This window comes from Roseateles sp. P5_E1, assembly GCF_054049335.1.
In genome coordinates this window covers 321488-337433 of sequence record NZ_JBFUMN010000002.1, presented here as the reverse complement: position 1 = coordinate 337433, position 15946 = coordinate 321488, and the positions used below count along the sequence as shown (strand labels likewise).

Genomic DNA, 15946 nt, shown 5'->3' with positions numbered 1-15946 from the left:
TCGCCCATGAAATGCCTCCTCGGTTTCAGCCTGGCCTGTGCGGCCACTCTCGTGCATGCCGATGACGCCGCGACCAAGCCCTCCGAGCTGCCGCTGTGGGAGCTGGGTGTGGCCGCCGGCGCGCTGTCGCAGCAGGCCTATCCGGGGGCGGACCAGCAGGTCACGCGCACGCCGGTGCTGCCCTACGTCATCTACCGCGGCAAGGTGCTGCGGGCCGATGACGCGGGCGCGGGGTTGCGAGCGGTGCGCACCGAGAGCTTCGAGCTGGATGTGTCCTTCGCGGGCTCGCTGAGTGCTGGCGGTAAGGAGCTGCGGGCGCGCGAGGGCATGCCGCGGCTGCGTTCGCTGGTGGAGTTCGGGCCCGTCGGTCGCTGGTATCTGAACGGCCGCAAAGCCGCTGACAGCCTGACTTTCGAGCTGCCGCTGCGCGGCGTGTTCGAGGCGAGCGACCTGCGCCGGCATCGCGGCATGAGCCTGGAGCCGGAGCTGGCTCTGGAGCACCGCGCCAGGGCGGGCTGGAGTTATGGCGTCAGTGCGGGAGTGCTGTTCGGCGACCGTCGCCTCGGGGCGACCTATTACACCGTCGCGCCGAACGAGGCGCTGGCGGATCGGCCGGCCTATGCGGCTCGCGCCGGCTTGATTGCCTGGCGGCTCAAGGGCGGGGTGTCGCACCAGCTGACGCCGGATGTGCGTCTGTTTGCCATCGGACGTGTCGACAGCGTGGCTGGGGCCGCCAATCGCGACAGTCGGCTTGTGCGCCAGACCACGGGCGCGAGCATCGGCATCGGGCTGACCTATACGTTCGCGCGCTCAGCCGCCCGCGCCAGCGACTGAGAACCTCAGGCACAAAAGAAAAGGGGCTGCTCGCGCAGCCCCTTCCTGAATGCTTGATCAGTTGGGGACAGAGCTGTCGGGCGAGTACGCCCGCCAGGTCTGTCCCGCAATGTCTTACATATCCATACCGCCCATGCCACCCATGCCGCCCATGCCACCAGGCATGCCGCCACCGGCTGCTTCGTCCTTGGGGGACTCGGCGACCATSGCYTCGGTCGTCAGCATCAGCGACGCGACSGAYGCGGCGTTCTGCAGGGCAGTGCGGGTCACCTTGGTCGGGTCCAGGATGCCCATTTCGATCATGTCGCCATAGGTGTCGTTGGCGGCGTTGAAGCCGTAGTTGCCCGAACCGGCCAGCACGGCGTTGACGACGACGGAGGCTTCGCCACCGGCGTTGTAGACGATCTCGCGCAGCGGTGCTTCGATGGCGCGCAGGACCAGCTTGATGCCGGCGTCTTGATCAGCGTTGTCGCCCTTGATGGCGCCAGCGGCKTGCTTGGCGCGCAGCAGCGCGACGCCGCCACCAGCCACGATGCCTTCTTCAACGGCTGCGCGCGTGGCGTGCAGCGCGTCTTCGACGCGGGCCTTCTTTTCCTTCATCTCGACTTCGGTGGCAGCACCGACCTTGATGACGGCAACRCCGCCGGCCAGCTTGGCCACGCGYTCYTGCAGCTTTTCGCGGTCGTAGTCGCTGGTGGCTTCCTCGATCTGGATGCGCACTTGCTTGACGCGGGCTTCGATGTCGCCCGCAGCGCCGGCGCCGTCGATGATGGTGGTGTTTTCCTTGCCCACTTCGACGCGCTTGGCCTGGCCCAGGTCGGCCAGCGTGACCTTCTCGAGCGTCAGGCCGACTTCTTCGGCGATGACCTTGCCGCCCGTCAGGATGGCGATGTCTTCCAGCATGGCCTTGCGACGGTCACCGAAGCCAGGCGCCTTGACGGCGACGACCTTCAGGATGCCGCGGATGGTGTTGACCACCAGCGTGGCCAGGGCTTCGCCGTCCACGTCTTCCGAGATGATCAGCAGCGGGCGGCCCGACTTGGCAACCTGCTCCAGCGTCGGCAGCAGATCGCGGATGTTGCTGATCTTCTTGTCGTACAGCAGCACGAACGGGTTGTCCAACAGCGCGGCTTGCTTTTCCGGGTTGTTGATGAAGTAGGGCGACAGGTAGCCGCGGTCGAACTGCATGCCTTCGACGACGTCGAGTTCGCTGTCCAGGCTCTTGCCGTCTTCGACGGTGATGACGCCTTCCTTGCCAACCTTGTCCATCGCCTCGGCAATGATGCGGCCCACTTCATGGTCGCTGTTGGCGGAGATCGTGCCGACTTGCGCGATTTCCTTGGAGGTGGTGGTGGCCTTGGAGGCCTTCTTCAGCTCGGCGACCAGGGCGGTGACCGCCTTGTCGATGCCGCGCTTCAGGTCCATCGGGTTCATGCCGGCGGCCACGTACTTCATGCCTTCGCGAACGATGGCTTGAGCCAGGACAGTCGCGGTGGTGGTGCCGTCACCGGCGTTGTCAGACGTCTTGGAAGCGACTTCCTTGACCATCTGCGCGCCCATGTTCTGCAGCTTGTCCTTCAGCTCGATTTCCTTGGCCACGGACACGCCGTCCTTGGTCACGGTCGGGGCGCCGAACGAGCGCTCGAGCACGACATTGCGGCCCTTGGGGCCCAGGGTCACCTTGACCGCGTTGGCCAGGATGTTCACGCCTTCAACCATGCGGGCACGAGCCTCGCCGCCAAAGATCACGTCTTTTGCTGCCATTTGATTCTCCGAATACTTAAATTGGGGTCAGAGTCGAATTCTCTGAATCAGTTGGGGACAGAACTCGCGCTGCGCGCTTCGGTCTGTCCCGCAAGCTATTACTTTTGCACCACGGCGAAGAGGTCTTCCTCGCGCATGACCAGCAACTCGTCACCGTCGACCTTGACGGTCTGGCCGGAATACTTGCCAAACAGCACGCGGTCGCCGACGACGACGTTCAGGGCCACGAACTCACCCTTGTCATTGCGCTTGCCCGGGCCGACGGCCAGGACTTCACCTTGATCAGGCTTCTCGGCGGCGTTGTCGGGGATGACGATGCCCGAGGCGGTCTTGGTTTCTTGCTCCAGACGGCGAACGATCACGCGATCGTGCAGGGGGCGCAGCTTCATGGAATCTCCTTGAGAGTTGGAACCGGAGCGGCCGCGGCAATCGCGGCTCGCCGAAAAAAACGGGGCCGCCAGCGGAAAACCGGTCGGCCCGACTCGTTAGCACTCGAATGAGTTGAGTGCTAGCAGAAAGCCATTATAGGGACGGCGGATGACGATTCAAGCCTTGCGGAACTGGGGCTTGCCATATACCGGCGAAGCGCGCCTTTGCGCCACCCGGGCAGCCGTTTGCCGCAGTCATCGACCGCACATGGGTGGGCCCCAATGAAAAACGACCGCCGTAGCGGTCGTTCTTGAGGCGTGAGGCGCTGCTTTAGCGAGCGACGCGACGGCGTGTCCAACCCAGGCCCGCAAGGGCGCCCAGGGTCAGAGCGATGCTGGCGGGCTCGGGCAGGCGGCCAGGAGGCTGCGTGTCGACGGTCTTGAAGCTGAGGTCATCGAGCAGAACAGCCTGGTCGTTCGCCGAGAACACCACTGTGCGGCCCACGCCCTGGAACGTCAGTGTGATTTGGTTGGACCAGTTGCAGAACACGTAGCTGTTGCATTCAGCGCCGGTGAGACCGTTCAGGCCGCCGCCGAGTTCCTTGCCGCTGGCGTCGTAGACGTGAACCGAGAGATTGATGCCCAGGGTGCTGCCCGAGTAGACGAAAGACAGGGCGTCGACGAAGCCGTCCGCGAGGTCCAGCGTCAGGCTCTGGATACCTGCCACCGCAGGCTTGGTCCAGTCCTGAGCGAGAAAGAGCGCGCCGCAGCTGCCGGTGCGGGAAAAGCTGATGGCGCCGGCATCACCATTCGGGCCATAACTGCAGGCTTCAGACGTGGACGCCCAGGCGGCGCCACTTCCCACGACACCCTTGGATGCGTAGCGGGAGGTCAGTTGCTCCATGGTCTGCACGTCCTCGAAGTCCAAGAAGACCGCACCGGCCATCGCCGATTGCATGGTGGCCGTCAAGGCGAGTGCCAGAAGTTTGCTCGTCGCGCGCATGGCGTTCTCCGTCCGGGTTTGTTCGAGTTGGGTTGTTGGGCGGACTGTAAACAAGCACCTGCGCGCCGGGCCGCGTTGTGCCCCTTCAGTTGAGGGGGAGTCAAGCACCTAGGGGCCGCGCTTAGGGGGGTGAAGAGGTACTGCGCGCGCATATATGAGTTGCCGAGATGACTCGTTAGATCGCGCGGCTGGCAGAAGGCCTTGGCTACACTGCCTCGGGTGGAAACCAAATGGCTTGAAGACTTCGTCAGCCTGGCCGAGACGCGCAGCTTTTCCCGCTCCGCCCAGCTGCGCCACGTGACCCAGCCGGCATTCTCGCGCCGCATTCAGGCCTTGGAGGCCTGGGCCGGCGTCGACCTGGTGGATCGATCCTCCTATCCCACCCGGCTGACGGCCGCTGGCGCAACCTTGCTGGCCCAGGCCGTCGAGCTGCTGGGCAATCTGCAGGCGACGCGCAATATGCTGCGCAGCCATCAGGCGGCCGACCAGGACATGATCGAGTTCGCCGTGCCGCACTCGCTGGCCTTCTCCTTCTTCCCGCATTGGCTGATGGGTTTGAGACGCGGCTTCGGCGCCATCAAGTGCCGGCTCAACGCGGCCAATGTGCATGACGCGATGCTGCAGCTCAGCGAAGGCAATTGCGATCTGCTGCTGGTCTATCACCACGCCAGCCAGCCGCTGCAGCTGGACCCGGAGCGCTACCAGATGGTGTCGCTGGGCCACGAGACCTTGTCGCCGTATGCCAGGGCCGACAGTCAGGGCGAGCCGATGTTCCGGCTGCCCGGACGGCCGGGCCAGAAGATTCCCTTCCTGAGCTACGCGGCCGGCGCCTATCTCGGCCGCCTGGTCGAGCTTATCGTCAAGGAGGCGGACTGCGCGCTGAACCTGGACGCCATCTACGAGACCGACATGGCCGAAGGCCTGAAAGCGATGGCGCTGGAAGGTCACGGATTCGCCTTCCTGCCCGCCAGCTCGGTGCAAAAGGAGATCGCCAGTGGCCGCCTCGTGCCCGCCGCTGCGCCGGGCACCTTCAGCGTCAGCATGGAGCTGCGCATCTATCGCGAAAAGCCCGAGCTTTCGCGCCGGCTCAAACCAGCCTCCTTGGCTTTGTGGGACTATTTATCGTCCGCGGCATGACCTCATCCAGCTTGCGCATGCATCGTGTAAACCCGTATTCGGGCTGAGCGTGCGGCGTGGTCTGCTCGCGGCTGTTATCGATATCCACTTCCTGTTGTTGGAGTCTCCATGAAGAAAGTTCTGCTCGTCGCAGCCCTGTTCGCCGGCGTTTCGGCCGCGCATGCCGAAGACACGCTGAAGAAGATCAAGGACAGCGGCGCGATCACGATGGGTGTGCGCGAGTCGTCGGGCCTGTCCTACACCATCGGTGATGGCAAATACGTCGGCTACCACATCGATGTCTGCGAGCACGTCGTTGCCGACCTGCGCAAGCAGCTGGGCAGCAAGATCGAAGTCAAGTACCAACCGGTCACATCGGCCAACCGCATCCCGCTGACCGTCAACGGCACCGTCGACCTGGAGTGCGGCTCCACGACAAACAACGCCACCCGTCAGAAGGACGTCGCCTTCGCCGTGACAACCTATGTCGAGGAAGTGCGCATCGCCGTGAAGGCCAACTCCGGCATCACCGGCATCGGCCAGCTCAACGGCAAGACCGTCGCGACGACGACCGGCACCACGTCCGTGCAGACGCTGCGCAAGCACGAGCGCGCCAACGGCGTGGACTTCAAGGAAGTATTCGGCAAGGACCACGCCGACAGCTTCCTGCTGCTGGACTCCGGCCGCGCCGACGCCTTCGTCATGGACGGCTCCATCCTGGCCAAGAACATCGCCACGTCCAAGAACCCGGCCGACTTCAAGATCGTCGGTGAGGTGCTGTCGGTCGAGCCGATCGCCATCATGATGCGCAAGGACGACCCGGGCTTCAAGACCGCGGTCGACAACAGCATCAAGGCCATGATGAAGTCGGGCGAGATGGCCAAGATCTACGACAAGTGGTTCCTGCAGCCCATCCCGCCGACCAACACCAAGATCGGCCTGCCGGTGTCCACTGCGACCAAGGACGCCTGGGCCAATCCCAACGACAAGCCGATGGAAGACTACGCGAAGAAGTGATTCGCGCATCGACCTGAACCACCGCAAAGCGGGTGCCTGGCACCCGCTTTGCTTTAGCTAAGAGGCTTGAGGAGAGGGCCATGAGTTGGGACTGGCAGTTCTACTGCAATGACACCGCCACCGGGGAGGCCGTTGCTGGCTGCTTCGGCCCGGGCGGCAAGGAGCAGACTTATCTGCAATGGATGCTGAACGCCTGGGGCTGGACGCTGAGCGTCTCGCTGCTGGCCCTCGTGCTGGCGCTGGTGGTCGGTTCGCTGATCGGCATTGCTCGCACCGCGCCGAACAAATGGCTGGCGCGCTTCGGCGAGGCGTGGACCGAGCTCTTCCGCAACATTCCGCTGCTGGTGCAGGTCTTTCTCTGGTACCACGTGCTGCCATCGCTGTTCCCGGTGCTGCGTGAGGCCGTGCCGTCCTCCGTGCTGGTCGTCTTCGCCCTGGGTTTCTTCACCAGCGCGCGCATCGGCGAGCAGGTCAAGGCCGGCATCAAGACCCTGCCCACCGGCCAGCGCTACGCGGGCCTGGCCATGGGCCTGACGCTGCCCCAGACCTACCGCCACGTGCTGCTGCCGATGGCGTTCCGCATCGTCATTCCGCCGCTGACGAGCGAGAGCATGAACATCGTCAAGAACTCGGCGGTCGCCTTCGCGGTCAGCATCCCCGAGCTGGCGCAGTTCGCGCAGCAGGCCTCCGAAGAGACGTCTCATTTCGAGGAGATCTACATCCCTGTCACCGCGCTGTATTTCGTCTCGGCCTTCGCCATCAACCGCATCGCCAAGTTCATTGAGGCGCGCGTGCGCATCCCCGGCCAGTCGGGAGGCAAGTGATGCTGAATCTCGACTATTCCTTCGTGAACTGGGCGGTCGTCCAGAGCTTCGTCGCCAAGGGCTTCTGGTTCTCCATCCAGCTGACGCTGGTGGCCATGATCGGCGGCATCATCCTGGGCACGCTGCTGGCGATGATGCGGCTGTCCAGCAAGCCCTGGCTGTCGGTGCCGGCGGCGTTTTACGTCGACACGCTGCGCTCCATCCCGCTGGTGATGGTGATCCTGTGGTTCTTCCTGCTGATCCCCAAGCTCGTCGGGCCGCTGGGCGGGCAGATGTCGGCCTTCATCACCTTCACGCTGTTCGAGGCCACTTACTACTCGGAGATCATGCGTGCCGGCATCCAGTCGGTGTCGCGCGGCCAGGTCAACGCCGGGTATGCCGTGGGCATGACCTACGGCCAAAGCATGCGTTACGTGGTGCTGCCCCAGGCCTTCCGCAACATGCTGCCGGTGCTGCTGACCCAGACCATCATCCTGTTCCAGGACACCTCGCTGGTCTATGCCGTTGGCGAGTACGACCTGCTCAAGGGCTTCGAAGTGGCCGGCAAGAACTTCAACCGCCCCGTCGAGACCTATCTGGCGGCTGCGGTCGTCTACTTCGTCATCTGCTTCGGCCTGTCCCGCCTCGTGCGGGAGCTGCAGAAGAAGATCGCCATCATCCGTTGAGTCGAATCGAGTCCGCCATGATCGATATCAAGAACATCTCCAAGTGGTACGGCAGCTTCCAGGTGCTGACCGAATGCACCACGACCATCCAGAAGGGCGAGGTTGTCGTCGTCTGCGGGCCGTCCGGCTCGGGCAAGTCGACGCTGATCAAGACCGTCAACGCGCTGGAGCCCTTCCAGAAGGGCGACATCGTCGTCGACGGCATCTCCATCGCCGACCCCAAGACCAACCTGCCCAAGCTGCGCTCGCGCGTCGGCATGGTGTTCCAGCATTTCGAGCTGTTTCCCCATTTGTCGGTGACCGAGAACCTGACCATCGCGCAGATCAAGGTGCTGGGCCGCTCGGCGGCCGACGCGAAGACCCGCGGCCTGAAGATGCTGGACCGCGTCGGCCTTAGCGCCCACAAGGACAAGTTCCCCGGCCAGCTTTCCGGCGGCCAGCAGCAGCGCGTGGCCATCGCGCGGGCGCTGTCGATGGACCCCATCGTCATGCTGTTCGACGAACCCACCTCGGCGCTGGACCCTGAAATGGTCGGCGAAGTGCTGGACGTGATGGTGCAACTGGCCCACGAGGGCATGACCATGATGTGTGTGACCCACGAGATGGGCTTTGCCAAGCGGGTCAGCAATCGCGTCATCTTCATGGACGCCGGCAAGATCGTCGAGGACTGCAGCAGCAGCGACTTCTTCACCAAGCCCGAGGAGCGCTCGCCGCGCGCCAAAGACTTCCTCGCGAAGATTCTCCAGCACTAGGAACGGAGCCCGTGATGAGCAGCGTCGGCACGGGATGGAGAGAAGTCATCGCGGCCGACGAAGCTGCTCGCCACGCTGCCGCCGCCAAGGCCATGGCCGAGATGCAGAAGCGCAAGGACGAGCGCTTCGGCGCCGGCCGTGCACTGCACCGCAAGGGCGTTGCCGCGGTGCGCGGGCGGCTGCGTGTGCCGCAGGGCCTGCCAGGGCATGCCCGCCACGGCCTCTTTGCCGAGCCGGGTGAGCATGAGGTCTGGGTGCGGCTGTCCAACGGCGCGATGGACAAGCAGAGCAACCGCCGGCCCGACATCCGCGGCTTTGCGATGCGGGTCTTCGGCGTCGATGGTGAGGCGGCCCTCGGCGGCCGCACCGATCACCAGGACCTGTCGCTGATCAACCAGACGGCCTTTGCGTTTCCCGACAGCCGCCATTTCTTCGGTCTCGTCGAGGCAGCCGGCCGCAGCCCGGGCGCCGTGATCGGCTGGATGTTCAAGACCTTCGGCTTCATAGGCGGCTTCAAGCAGCTCAAGAAGCTGGCCGCGACGGCCGGCAAGCCTTTCACGGGGTTCGCGACCGAGGCCTTTGCCAGCACGCTGCCCATCAGCTGCGGCCCCGCCGCCGTCAAATTGCGCCTGCTGCCGCCCGCCGGGCTGAAGCCGCGTACCGAGGTCAACGGTGACTGGGCCGGCGATCTCGCTGCCCAGGCGGCGGCCGGCCCGTTGAAGTACCGGCTGCAGCTGCAGTTCTTCGTCGACGAGGCGCGCACGCCGCTGGAGGACGCGTCCGTCGAATGGCCCGAGTCCGTCGCGCCCTTCGTCGACGTGGCCGAGCTGACGCTGGAAGCGCCGTCGACCGACGTCGACTTCATCGCTCGCGTCGAAGCCGGTGTCTTCGACCCCTGGCAGGCGTTGATGGCGCACCGGCCTCTGGGCGAGGTCATGCGCGCGCGCAAGGTGGCCTACTTCACCAGCCAGCAGGGCCGCGGCGCCGCCTAGCCGCGCCGCGCCATCTCGACGCGCTGATTCAAAGGAACATGCCGCCCGAGGCTTCGATGCGCTGGCCGGTGATCCATCCCGCACCGGGGCGCATCAGCGCGGCCGCAGCGCCACCGATGTCCTCGGCCTCGCCGACCCGGCCCAGCGCCGTGACCGAAGCGACAAAGCGGTTCAGCTCCGCGTTGTCGCGCACCGCGCCGCCGCCGAAGTCGGTCGCGATCGCACCCGGCGCCAGCGTGTTGACGCGGATGCCGCGGGCCGCCAGCTCCTTGGCCTGGTAACGGGTCAGCACTTCCACCGCCCCCTTCATGGCCGCGTAGGCGGCATAGCCCGGGATGGTGAAGCGGGCCAGGCCGCTGGAGACGTTGAGGACGCTCGCGCCGTCGGCCAGCAAGGGCAGCAGGGCCTGGGTCAGGAAGAAGGGGCCTTTCAGGTGGATGGCGAGCATCGCGTCGAACTGGGCCGGCGTTGTCTCGGCAAAGCTGGCATGCGCGCCGGCGCCGGCGTTGTTGATGAGGCCGCCGAGCTGGCTGGCGCCCCAGGCTTTCAGGCCCGCGTCCAAGCGCTCGGCGAAGGCCGGGAAGCTCGTCGGGTCGGCCACATCCAGCGGCAGTGCCAGCGCGCGGCGGCCCAGGGCCTGGATTTGTGCAACGACGGCATCCGCCGCTGCGGCGGCTTCACGGTAGGTCAGCACGATGTCGTGGCCGTCGCGGGCCAGGGCCAGCGCCATCTGGGCGCCAAGGCCGCGGCTGCCGCCAGTGATCAGGGTGATGGGGGAAGAACTCATATCAGCTCCGTCAGAGGATGGGGTTTGTGGACGGAGTGAAATTTATTGTTCGTTCTGATGTGGATAAAGTCGCCGCAGCTGAAATGACTGTGCTTTGAATGACATCCAATCTCGACCTCGCTTCGCTGCGCGTCTTTTTGCAGGTGGCCGAACTGGCCCATTTCAGCCGGGCTGCCGATGAGCTGGGCCTGCCCAAGGGCCGCGTCAGCCAGGTGGTGCGCGACCTGGAGGCGCAACTCGGCACGCGGCTCTTCCAGCGCACCACCCGGCGGGTCAGCCTGACGTCGGATGGCGAATTGCTCGCGGAGCGGGCCCGCGCGCTGATGGCGGACGCCGGCGAGATCGAGGCGCTGTTCCAGCAGGACCAGCAGCTCAGCGGCCGGCTGCGCGTGGATATGCCGGTGCGGCTGGCGCTGGACGCCGTGCTGCCGGCCCTGCCGGAATTCCTGGCCGCCCACCCCGGCGTGACCGTGGAGCTGAGCTGCACCGACCGCCGCGTCGACCTGGTGGAAGAGGGCTTCGACTGCGTGCTGCGCGTGGGTGCCGTGCACGACCCGCTGCTGGTGGCGCGGCCGCTGGGGCAGATGCGCATGGTCAACGTGGCCAGTCCCGGCTACCTCGCCGCGCATGGCACGCCGGCCACGCCGGACGACCTGGTCGCGCAGGGCCACCACCTCGTGCACTACAGCCAGAGCTGGGCCGACCRCCGCCCGCGCTTCGACTGGGTGGACGCCGCCGGGCAGGAGCGCACGCTGACCCTGCCGTCACGCGTCACCGTCAACAACACCGACGCCTACCAGGCCGCGGCGGTGGCAGGCGCCGGCGTCGCGCAGTTCCCCCTGCAGGGCGTGCGGCATCTGCTGGCCGACGGCCTTCTGGTCCAGCTGCTCGACGGTTTCGATGCCGCGCCGCTGCCCGTGCGACTCGTGCTCAGCCAGCGCCGCCACACGCCGCGCCGGGTGCGCGTGTTCATGGACTGGCTGGCGGGCCGGCTGGCCGACCGGCTGGATGCCCAGGGGAGCGCTGAATAGGTCCCGCGATGCGGCGCGCCCTGGTTTGGGATGGGCTGCAAGGCGCAAACCACAGCCATAGCTTGGCTATGGCGAGGATTTGCAACGCAGCAGACCGCCCAAAGCAGGGATGCGCCGCGCGTGAGGACTTGTTCAGCGCTTCCCTATAGCTTGACCGGCCCGTCGATGGCCGCCGCGCCCGACACTGCCGCCTTGGCCTGCTGCTGGCGCACGCGGTCCAGATAGCCCTCGGAGCGCTGCAACTGCTCCTGGATGAGCTTGTTGTTGGTGCCCATGGTCTCGATGGCCTTGCTGCGGAAGTTGTCCATCGCGTCCATGGCCTGGAAGGTCTGGTCGAACATGGACTGGATCTGCTGGATGCCCAGCATGGGGTTGGCCGAGAACTCGGCCGTCGCGTCCACATGCTGGTTCAGCGCCGTGCCGGTCTGGTTGATGAGGTCGCCGATGGTCTTGTTGACGCCCTGCAGCATCTGCATGACCTCGATCTGGTTGCCGGTGGCGCGCGCCACGGTCTGGGCCACGGCCAGGGCACTCATGCCCGTCGTCGCGACGCGATCGCAGCCAATCATCATCTCGCGGCCGGTCTTCTTCAGCACGTCCAGCGCCAGATAGCCGTTCACGCAGACGGCCTGCTGGGTCTGGATGTCGGCCAGGTTCTGACGGGCATAGAACAGCACCTCCTGTTCGAGTGCCTTGGCCTTCATCGGGTCGGTCGGCTGCAGCTCCTGCACGCGCGTGGCCAGGCGTTCGTCCAGCACACGAGCAAAGCGCGCGGCGGCGGCGAGCTTCTGCATCGCCTCCCAGAGCTTGCTGCGCGTGGCCTCGACGTCGATGACGTCCTTCTGGATGTCGTCCTTGGCCGCGTAGAGCTGGGTCATGGCCGTCTGCAGCTGCGAGCTGGCGGACTGGAAGCGGCGGAAATAGGCCTCCAGCTTGTTGCCGAAGGGGATGATTCCGAGCAGCTTGCGCGGCTGCAGCAGGTCGCCGTCCTTGCCGGGGTTGAGCTCGTCGAGCTGGCCGCGGATGGCCGCGATGGCCTTGTAGGCCGGCGTGTCGGTCGCGCCGACGAAATTGCGCTGCATCAGGCTGCCCTGCATCAGCCCGGCGGCCAGGCTGATCTCCTGGCGGCCGAGCTGGAAGGCGCTGTCCAGCTTGGCCTTGAAGGGTTCGCTGTGCAGGTCTTCCTTCTCCAGCGCCTCGATGAAGCGCTGCACCTGCGCATCCACCTGGCTGCTGACCTCGGCCTTCAGCGGCACGGCCTCGACGGCGGCGGCCGGTTGCACCGGCGTGATGACCTCGGGCGGGGTCAGCGTGAACGTGGGAGCGGCGGTTGTCGTGGTCGTGGTGTTCATGCGATGTCCTTGCTGCCGAACTTCTGGTTCAGGAATTCACTGTGGCGCAGGAAGGCCTGGGCGTCCTGCGAGGCGAGATCGTCGCCGAGCTGCTCGACCTTGGTCTCCAGCTCGGCCAGCACGCCCTCGAAGGTGGTCTGCGCCGTCTTGCCATTGGCCAGCAGCTTGGTGGTGGCGAACTGGGCCGGGATGCTGAGGTAGGTGTTGAGCGCCTGCGGCAGATAGCTGATGGCGATGTGGCGCGCGTGGAAGGTCTCCTGCAGGCTGAGCTGGCCCTTGCTGCGCTCCCACTGGTCGAGCAGGCCTTCGAGGCGCTGGCAGAGCTGCTTGATGCGCTGGGCCAGCGGCGCCGGAATGCGCCCGCCCGGGTTGTGTTCCGTCAGGCCGCGCACACCGGCCAGCGCCCGGCCCATGGCCTCGCGGGCGTCGCCCTCGTCCTCGAAGTTCAGCGCCTCCCACTCGTCCTCGCGCGTGCTGGGCCAGCCCCACCAGAGCGCACCACCCACCAGGCCGACGACATAGCCGAGCGCCGCGACACCCAAACCCCAGCCGCCGAGAAAGCCCAGGCCCTTCAGCACCAGCACGGCGGTCGCCGCCAGCAGGCCGCACCAGTTCGCTGGCGCGTTCAGCCATCTGAGAAGCCCGCTCATTGATACGCCCGGATGTCCTTGAACACCGCATACAGCGGCATCTTGCGCGCGTCGAAGACGCGGCCGCCGGTGATCTCTACCAGCGCCTTCAGGTCGCCCGCATCAGCCTCGCCGAACAGCACCATGAAGACGGGGATGCCGCGCACGTCCTCGGGCAGCTGCTCGTAGGCGCGTTTGAAGTCTTCCAGGCGCCGGCCCATATTGCTCTTGCCGTCGGTGAAGGCGACGACCGAGTACTGGTAGTCGGGGTTGCGCTTGCGTTCCTCCAGCATCTGCTGCAGGCCGGCCAGTACCGCGTCGTACAGGGCCGTGCCGCCGGCCATCTTCAGTTCGTCGGCGGCGTCGCGCACGCGCTTGAGCTCATTGCGCTTGGCCTCGGTGTCGGCCTGCGGCAGCACGCCCTTGGCCACCTTGCTGCCGGCCGGGATCTCGAAGGCCACCGGCTCGCGCGGCCGGTCGCTGAAGGGCAGGAACCACAGCCGCTCGCGGTTGGTCAGCTTGGCGACGCGGCCGGTCAGCGATGCGTCGGCGCCCGCCAGGTAGTGGATGGCCTCGACGAGCTGCTCGCGGCGCTTGCCCTGCATGCTGCCGCTGGTGTCCAGCACGAAGGTGCTGGCAATAGGCTTGCGGAACTCGTTCAGGTAGGCGTCGATGAGGCCGTCGGCCAGCTGGCGGTCGGGCGAGAAGGGCAGCTCGACCTGGAAGCCGCGCGCCGGCAGGATGTCGGCGACCTGGGTGGCCACCTCGGCGCGCATCGGGCGGCGCAGCGTCTGGCGTGCCAGCCACAGTTGGGCGGTGTCGCCCTTCAGGTATTCGACGACCTTCAGATAGTCGGCCCGGCGCGCCTCGTTGAGCAGCATGAACGGGTAGTCGGCTGTGGCCACACCTTCGTACGGATAGATCAGGTGCAGGGGCTCGCGCAGCTTGCCGCTGGCGTTCAGGCTCAGCAGCCAGCTCTCGTAGTTGATGAAGGCGTTGGCGCGGGTGCCTTGCTGCTTGATGAACTGGTCGGCGAGATACGTGGAGTTGTCACCAACGATCTTGTAGCCCTTCAGGAAGTCGGCAATCGCGCCGCGGTCCACGTCGGCGGCGGAGAGCGCCTCGCCTTTGCCGCCGGCAGCCGCGACGACGCCCAGCAGGGCCATGAAGCCCTGGTTGCTGGTGGCCGGGTTGGACAGGGCGTACTGCAGCTTGCCTTGCTTGGCGGCACGGGTGATGTCGGCCCAGGTCAGCTTGGCGTCGGGCTTGTCCCAGCCGTTCTTCGCCGCATCGCTCTTGCTGACGCCTACCGCCATGGGCGACAGCATGATCTTTTCCTGCAGCTTGACCTTGCCCTGGCCGGCCGCGTCGCTGAGCAGGTATTTGGCGTTGGCGAACCAGGCCACGTCGGGCTTGGGCTTGCCGGCGCTGTCACCGCTGAGCACCTCCTGCGTGCTCTCCATCGTGCCGCCGAAGCGGAACTGCACGTCGATGCCGGTGGCGGCCTTGATCTGTGCGGCCAGCGGCTCGATGTCTTTCAGGTCGCTGGTGGCCAGCACCTGCAGCGTGGCGCCGGCGCTCTGGGGCGCTTCGGGCGCCGTCGGCGCGGCGGGCTCGGGCTTCTTGCCGCAGGCGGCCAGCAGCGCGAAGCTCAACAACAGTAGGGCACGGCGCATCACTGGTTCATCTCCCGGCTGACGATGTCGATCATTTCAAACATCAGGTCGAACCCCGGCGGGTCGATGACCTGGTTCAGCTTCACGTCCACGGCCAGGCCGGCGGTCTTGGCAGCCTCGGCAAAGGCAGCCGTGTCGCCGGTGCGGAAGCCCTGCTCCAGCGCCACGGCCTGCAGCGTCTTGTTCGTGGCCAGCAGTTCGGCCAGCCGCTTGCCGCGCTCGTTCAGCGCCACCAGCACCCATTTGTTGACGATGGTGGGCTGCGGGTACATCAGCACCATCTCGGGCCGCACGCCACCCTTCTGGGCCTGGGCCACCATCTGTGCCTCGTAGATGAAGGTCATCGGCGTCTTGCCCATGCCGATGGACAGGTAGTCGTCGAAGGCGCCGTTGACGTAGTTCTCCTGAAAACCCTGGCGCTTGAACAGCTCGGCCAGCTGGGTCGCGTACTTCTGCGCTGCCGTGCGGTCGGCGACGACGTCACCGTTCAGCGCCGCCGAAGTCAGCGCCAGATACATGGCGGCCGAGTTGCTGCGGCGGATGTCGGTCGTGCTCACCAGCACGCTGCGCGATACGGCGTAGTCGCCGCTGCCTTTGAGATCGCGCCAGCGCTGCTTGGCCAGCATGGCCTGCGTCAACTTCTCCATGTCCAGGCTGTAGACCTTGGGCGCCATCGCCTTGGCCATGCCGTTGGCGGCCAGGATCTTGGCGACCGGCTCCCAGGACGCCACGACCAGCGGCGTGTGGAAGGGCGAGGTCTGCGTGGCCGTCTTGCCGGCCTTGCGCGCGGCGTCGGCAATCATGTTGGCGGCGACGACGCCGCTGGCGATGAAGAAGTCGGGCTGGTCGGCCGCGCCGATCTTCGCCGCCATGTCGCGGCTGCCCACGCGGGCCACCTGCACCGGCAGCTTTGCGCCAGCCAGCAGCTTGCTCACCCTCTCGTCCTTGAAGAACGCCTCCACGTCGACGGCGATCAGACCCTTGAGCGGCTCGGCGCTCGCGACGGCCGACTGCTCCTGCGCGATCTGCTTGGTTTCGTCATTGGCGCGCAATGCAAAAAACAGGGCGCCGCCAAACAGCGCCAACAGGACCAGGGTACCGGCCAGTCGTTTTGGGGTGTTCATGAGGGGGTGCAA

16 protein-coding genes are annotated in these 15946 nt (G+C 66.1%); 8 read left to right on the top strand and 8 right to left on the bottom strand.

Features of this window, described 5'->3' with window-relative positions; genetic code table 11:
* The first annotated feature begins 6 nt into the window (after nt 1-6).
* The gene (locus ACXJKJ_RS04235) at nt 7-834 is read left to right on the top strand and encodes a MipA/OmpV family protein (protein WP_457389208.1); all 828 of its coding nucleotides are present in this window, start codon (nt 7-9) and stop codon (nt 832-834) included.
* Between the two features lie 114 nt (nt 835-948).
* On the opposite strand, the gene groL is transcribed toward ACXJKJ_RS04235, so the two are convergent.
* From groL to ACXJKJ_RS04220, 3 genes are all read right to left on the bottom strand, one after another.
* Nucleotides 949-2598 (bottom strand): chaperonin GroEL, encoded by a 1650-nt coding sequence (gene groL / locus ACXJKJ_RS04230; protein WP_457389207.1) that lies wholly within the window; start codon nt 2596-2598, stop codon nt 949-951.
* Between the two features lie 98 nt (nt 2599-2696).
* Nucleotides 2697-2987 carry a co-chaperone GroES gene (locus ACXJKJ_RS04225; protein ID WP_056202831.1) on the bottom strand — a complete coding sequence of 97 codons (291 nt, stop codon included), beginning with the start codon at nt 2985-2987 and terminating at the stop codon, nt 2697-2699.
* A gap of 310 nt (nt 2988-3297) precedes the next feature.
* Nucleotides 3298-3969 carry a PEP-CTERM sorting domain-containing protein gene (locus ACXJKJ_RS04220; protein WP_056202834.1) on the bottom strand — a complete coding sequence of 224 codons (672 nt, stop codon included), beginning with the start codon at nt 3967-3969 and terminating at the stop codon, nt 3298-3300.
* A gap of 219 nt (nt 3970-4188) precedes the next feature.
* Here ACXJKJ_RS04220 and ACXJKJ_RS04215 point away from each other — a divergent pair, with 219 nt between their 5' ends.
* The 6 genes from ACXJKJ_RS04215 to ACXJKJ_RS04190 all read left to right on the top strand — a co-directional run bounded on the left by ACXJKJ_RS04215 (nt 4189) and on the right by ACXJKJ_RS04190 (nt 9335).
* The gene (locus tag ACXJKJ_RS04215; RefSeq protein WP_056202837.1) at nt 4189-5106 is read left to right on the top strand and encodes a LysR substrate-binding domain-containing protein; all 918 of its coding nucleotides are present in this window, start codon (nt 4189-4191) and stop codon (nt 5104-5106) included.
* 108 nt (nt 5107-5214) lie between these two features.
* Entirely contained in the window at nt 5215-6102 is an 888-nt protein-coding gene (locus ACXJKJ_RS04210) for an amino acid ABC transporter substrate-binding protein (protein WP_457389206.1), read from the top strand.
* 80 nt (nt 6103-6182) lie between these two features.
* On the top strand, nt 6183-6926 hold the full coding sequence (locus ACXJKJ_RS04205; protein ID WP_056202842.1) for an amino acid ABC transporter permease: 744 nt from the start codon (nt 6183-6185) through the stop codon (nt 6924-6926).
* Complete coding sequence (locus ACXJKJ_RS04200; RefSeq protein ID WP_056202845.1) at nt 6926-7591, top strand: amino acid ABC transporter permease; 666 nt, start codon at nt 6926-6928, stop codon at nt 7589-7591. The genes ACXJKJ_RS04205 and ACXJKJ_RS04200 overlap by 1 nt, the downstream gene beginning before the upstream one ends.
* A gap of 17 nt (nt 7592-7608) precedes the next feature.
* Nucleotides 7609-8343, top strand: coding sequence for an amino acid ABC transporter ATP-binding protein (locus tag ACXJKJ_RS04195; protein ID WP_056202848.1), 735 nt, complete (start codon nt 7609-7611; stop codon nt 8341-8343).
* A 14-nt stretch (nt 8344-8357) separates the two neighbouring features.
* Nucleotides 8358-9335 carry a catalase gene (locus ACXJKJ_RS04190; RefSeq protein WP_457389205.1) on the top strand — a complete coding sequence of 326 codons (978 nt, stop codon included), beginning with the start codon at nt 8358-8360 and terminating at the stop codon, nt 9333-9335.
* A gap of 28 nt (nt 9336-9363) precedes the next feature.
* Here ACXJKJ_RS04190 and ACXJKJ_RS04185 read toward each other — a convergent pair whose 3' ends face one another.
* Nucleotides 9364-10122 (bottom strand): SDR family NAD(P)-dependent oxidoreductase, encoded by a 759-nt coding sequence (locus ACXJKJ_RS04185; protein WP_457350256.1) that lies wholly within the window; start codon nt 10120-10122, stop codon nt 9364-9366.
* A gap of 98 nt (nt 10123-10220) precedes the next feature.
* Here ACXJKJ_RS04185 and ACXJKJ_RS04180 point away from each other — a divergent pair, with 98 nt between their 5' ends.
* Complete coding sequence (locus ACXJKJ_RS04180) at nt 10221-11153, top strand: LysR substrate-binding domain-containing protein (RefSeq protein ID WP_457389204.1); 933 nt, start codon at nt 10221-10223, stop codon at nt 11151-11153.
* 143 nt (nt 11154-11296) lie between these two features.
* On the opposite strand, the gene ACXJKJ_RS04175 is transcribed toward ACXJKJ_RS04180, so the two are convergent.
* The 4 genes from ACXJKJ_RS04175 to ACXJKJ_RS04160 are packed head-to-tail and all read right to left on the bottom strand — an operon-like array spanning nt 11297 to nt 15934.
* The gene (locus ACXJKJ_RS04175; RefSeq protein WP_235532073.1) at nt 11297-12505 is read right to left on the bottom strand and encodes a toxic anion resistance protein; all 1209 of its coding nucleotides are present in this window, start codon (nt 12503-12505) and stop codon (nt 11297-11299) included.
* Entirely contained in the window at nt 12502-13155 is a 654-nt protein-coding gene (locus ACXJKJ_RS04170; protein ID WP_457389203.1) for a hypothetical protein, read from the bottom strand. The genes ACXJKJ_RS04175 and ACXJKJ_RS04170 overlap by 4 nt, the downstream gene beginning before the upstream one ends.
* The gene (locus ACXJKJ_RS04165; RefSeq protein ID WP_457389202.1) at nt 13152-14810 is read right to left on the bottom strand and encodes a substrate-binding domain-containing protein; all 1659 of its coding nucleotides are present in this window, start codon (nt 14808-14810) and stop codon (nt 13152-13154) included. The genes ACXJKJ_RS04170 and ACXJKJ_RS04165 overlap by 4 nt, the downstream gene beginning before the upstream one ends.
* Nucleotides 14810-15934, bottom strand: coding sequence for a hypothetical protein (locus ACXJKJ_RS04160; protein ID WP_457389201.1), 1125 nt, complete (start codon nt 15932-15934; stop codon nt 14810-14812). Before ACXJKJ_RS04160 ends, ACXJKJ_RS04165 begins: the two co-directional genes overlap by 1 nt.
* Nucleotides 15935-15946: the final 12 nt, after the last annotated feature.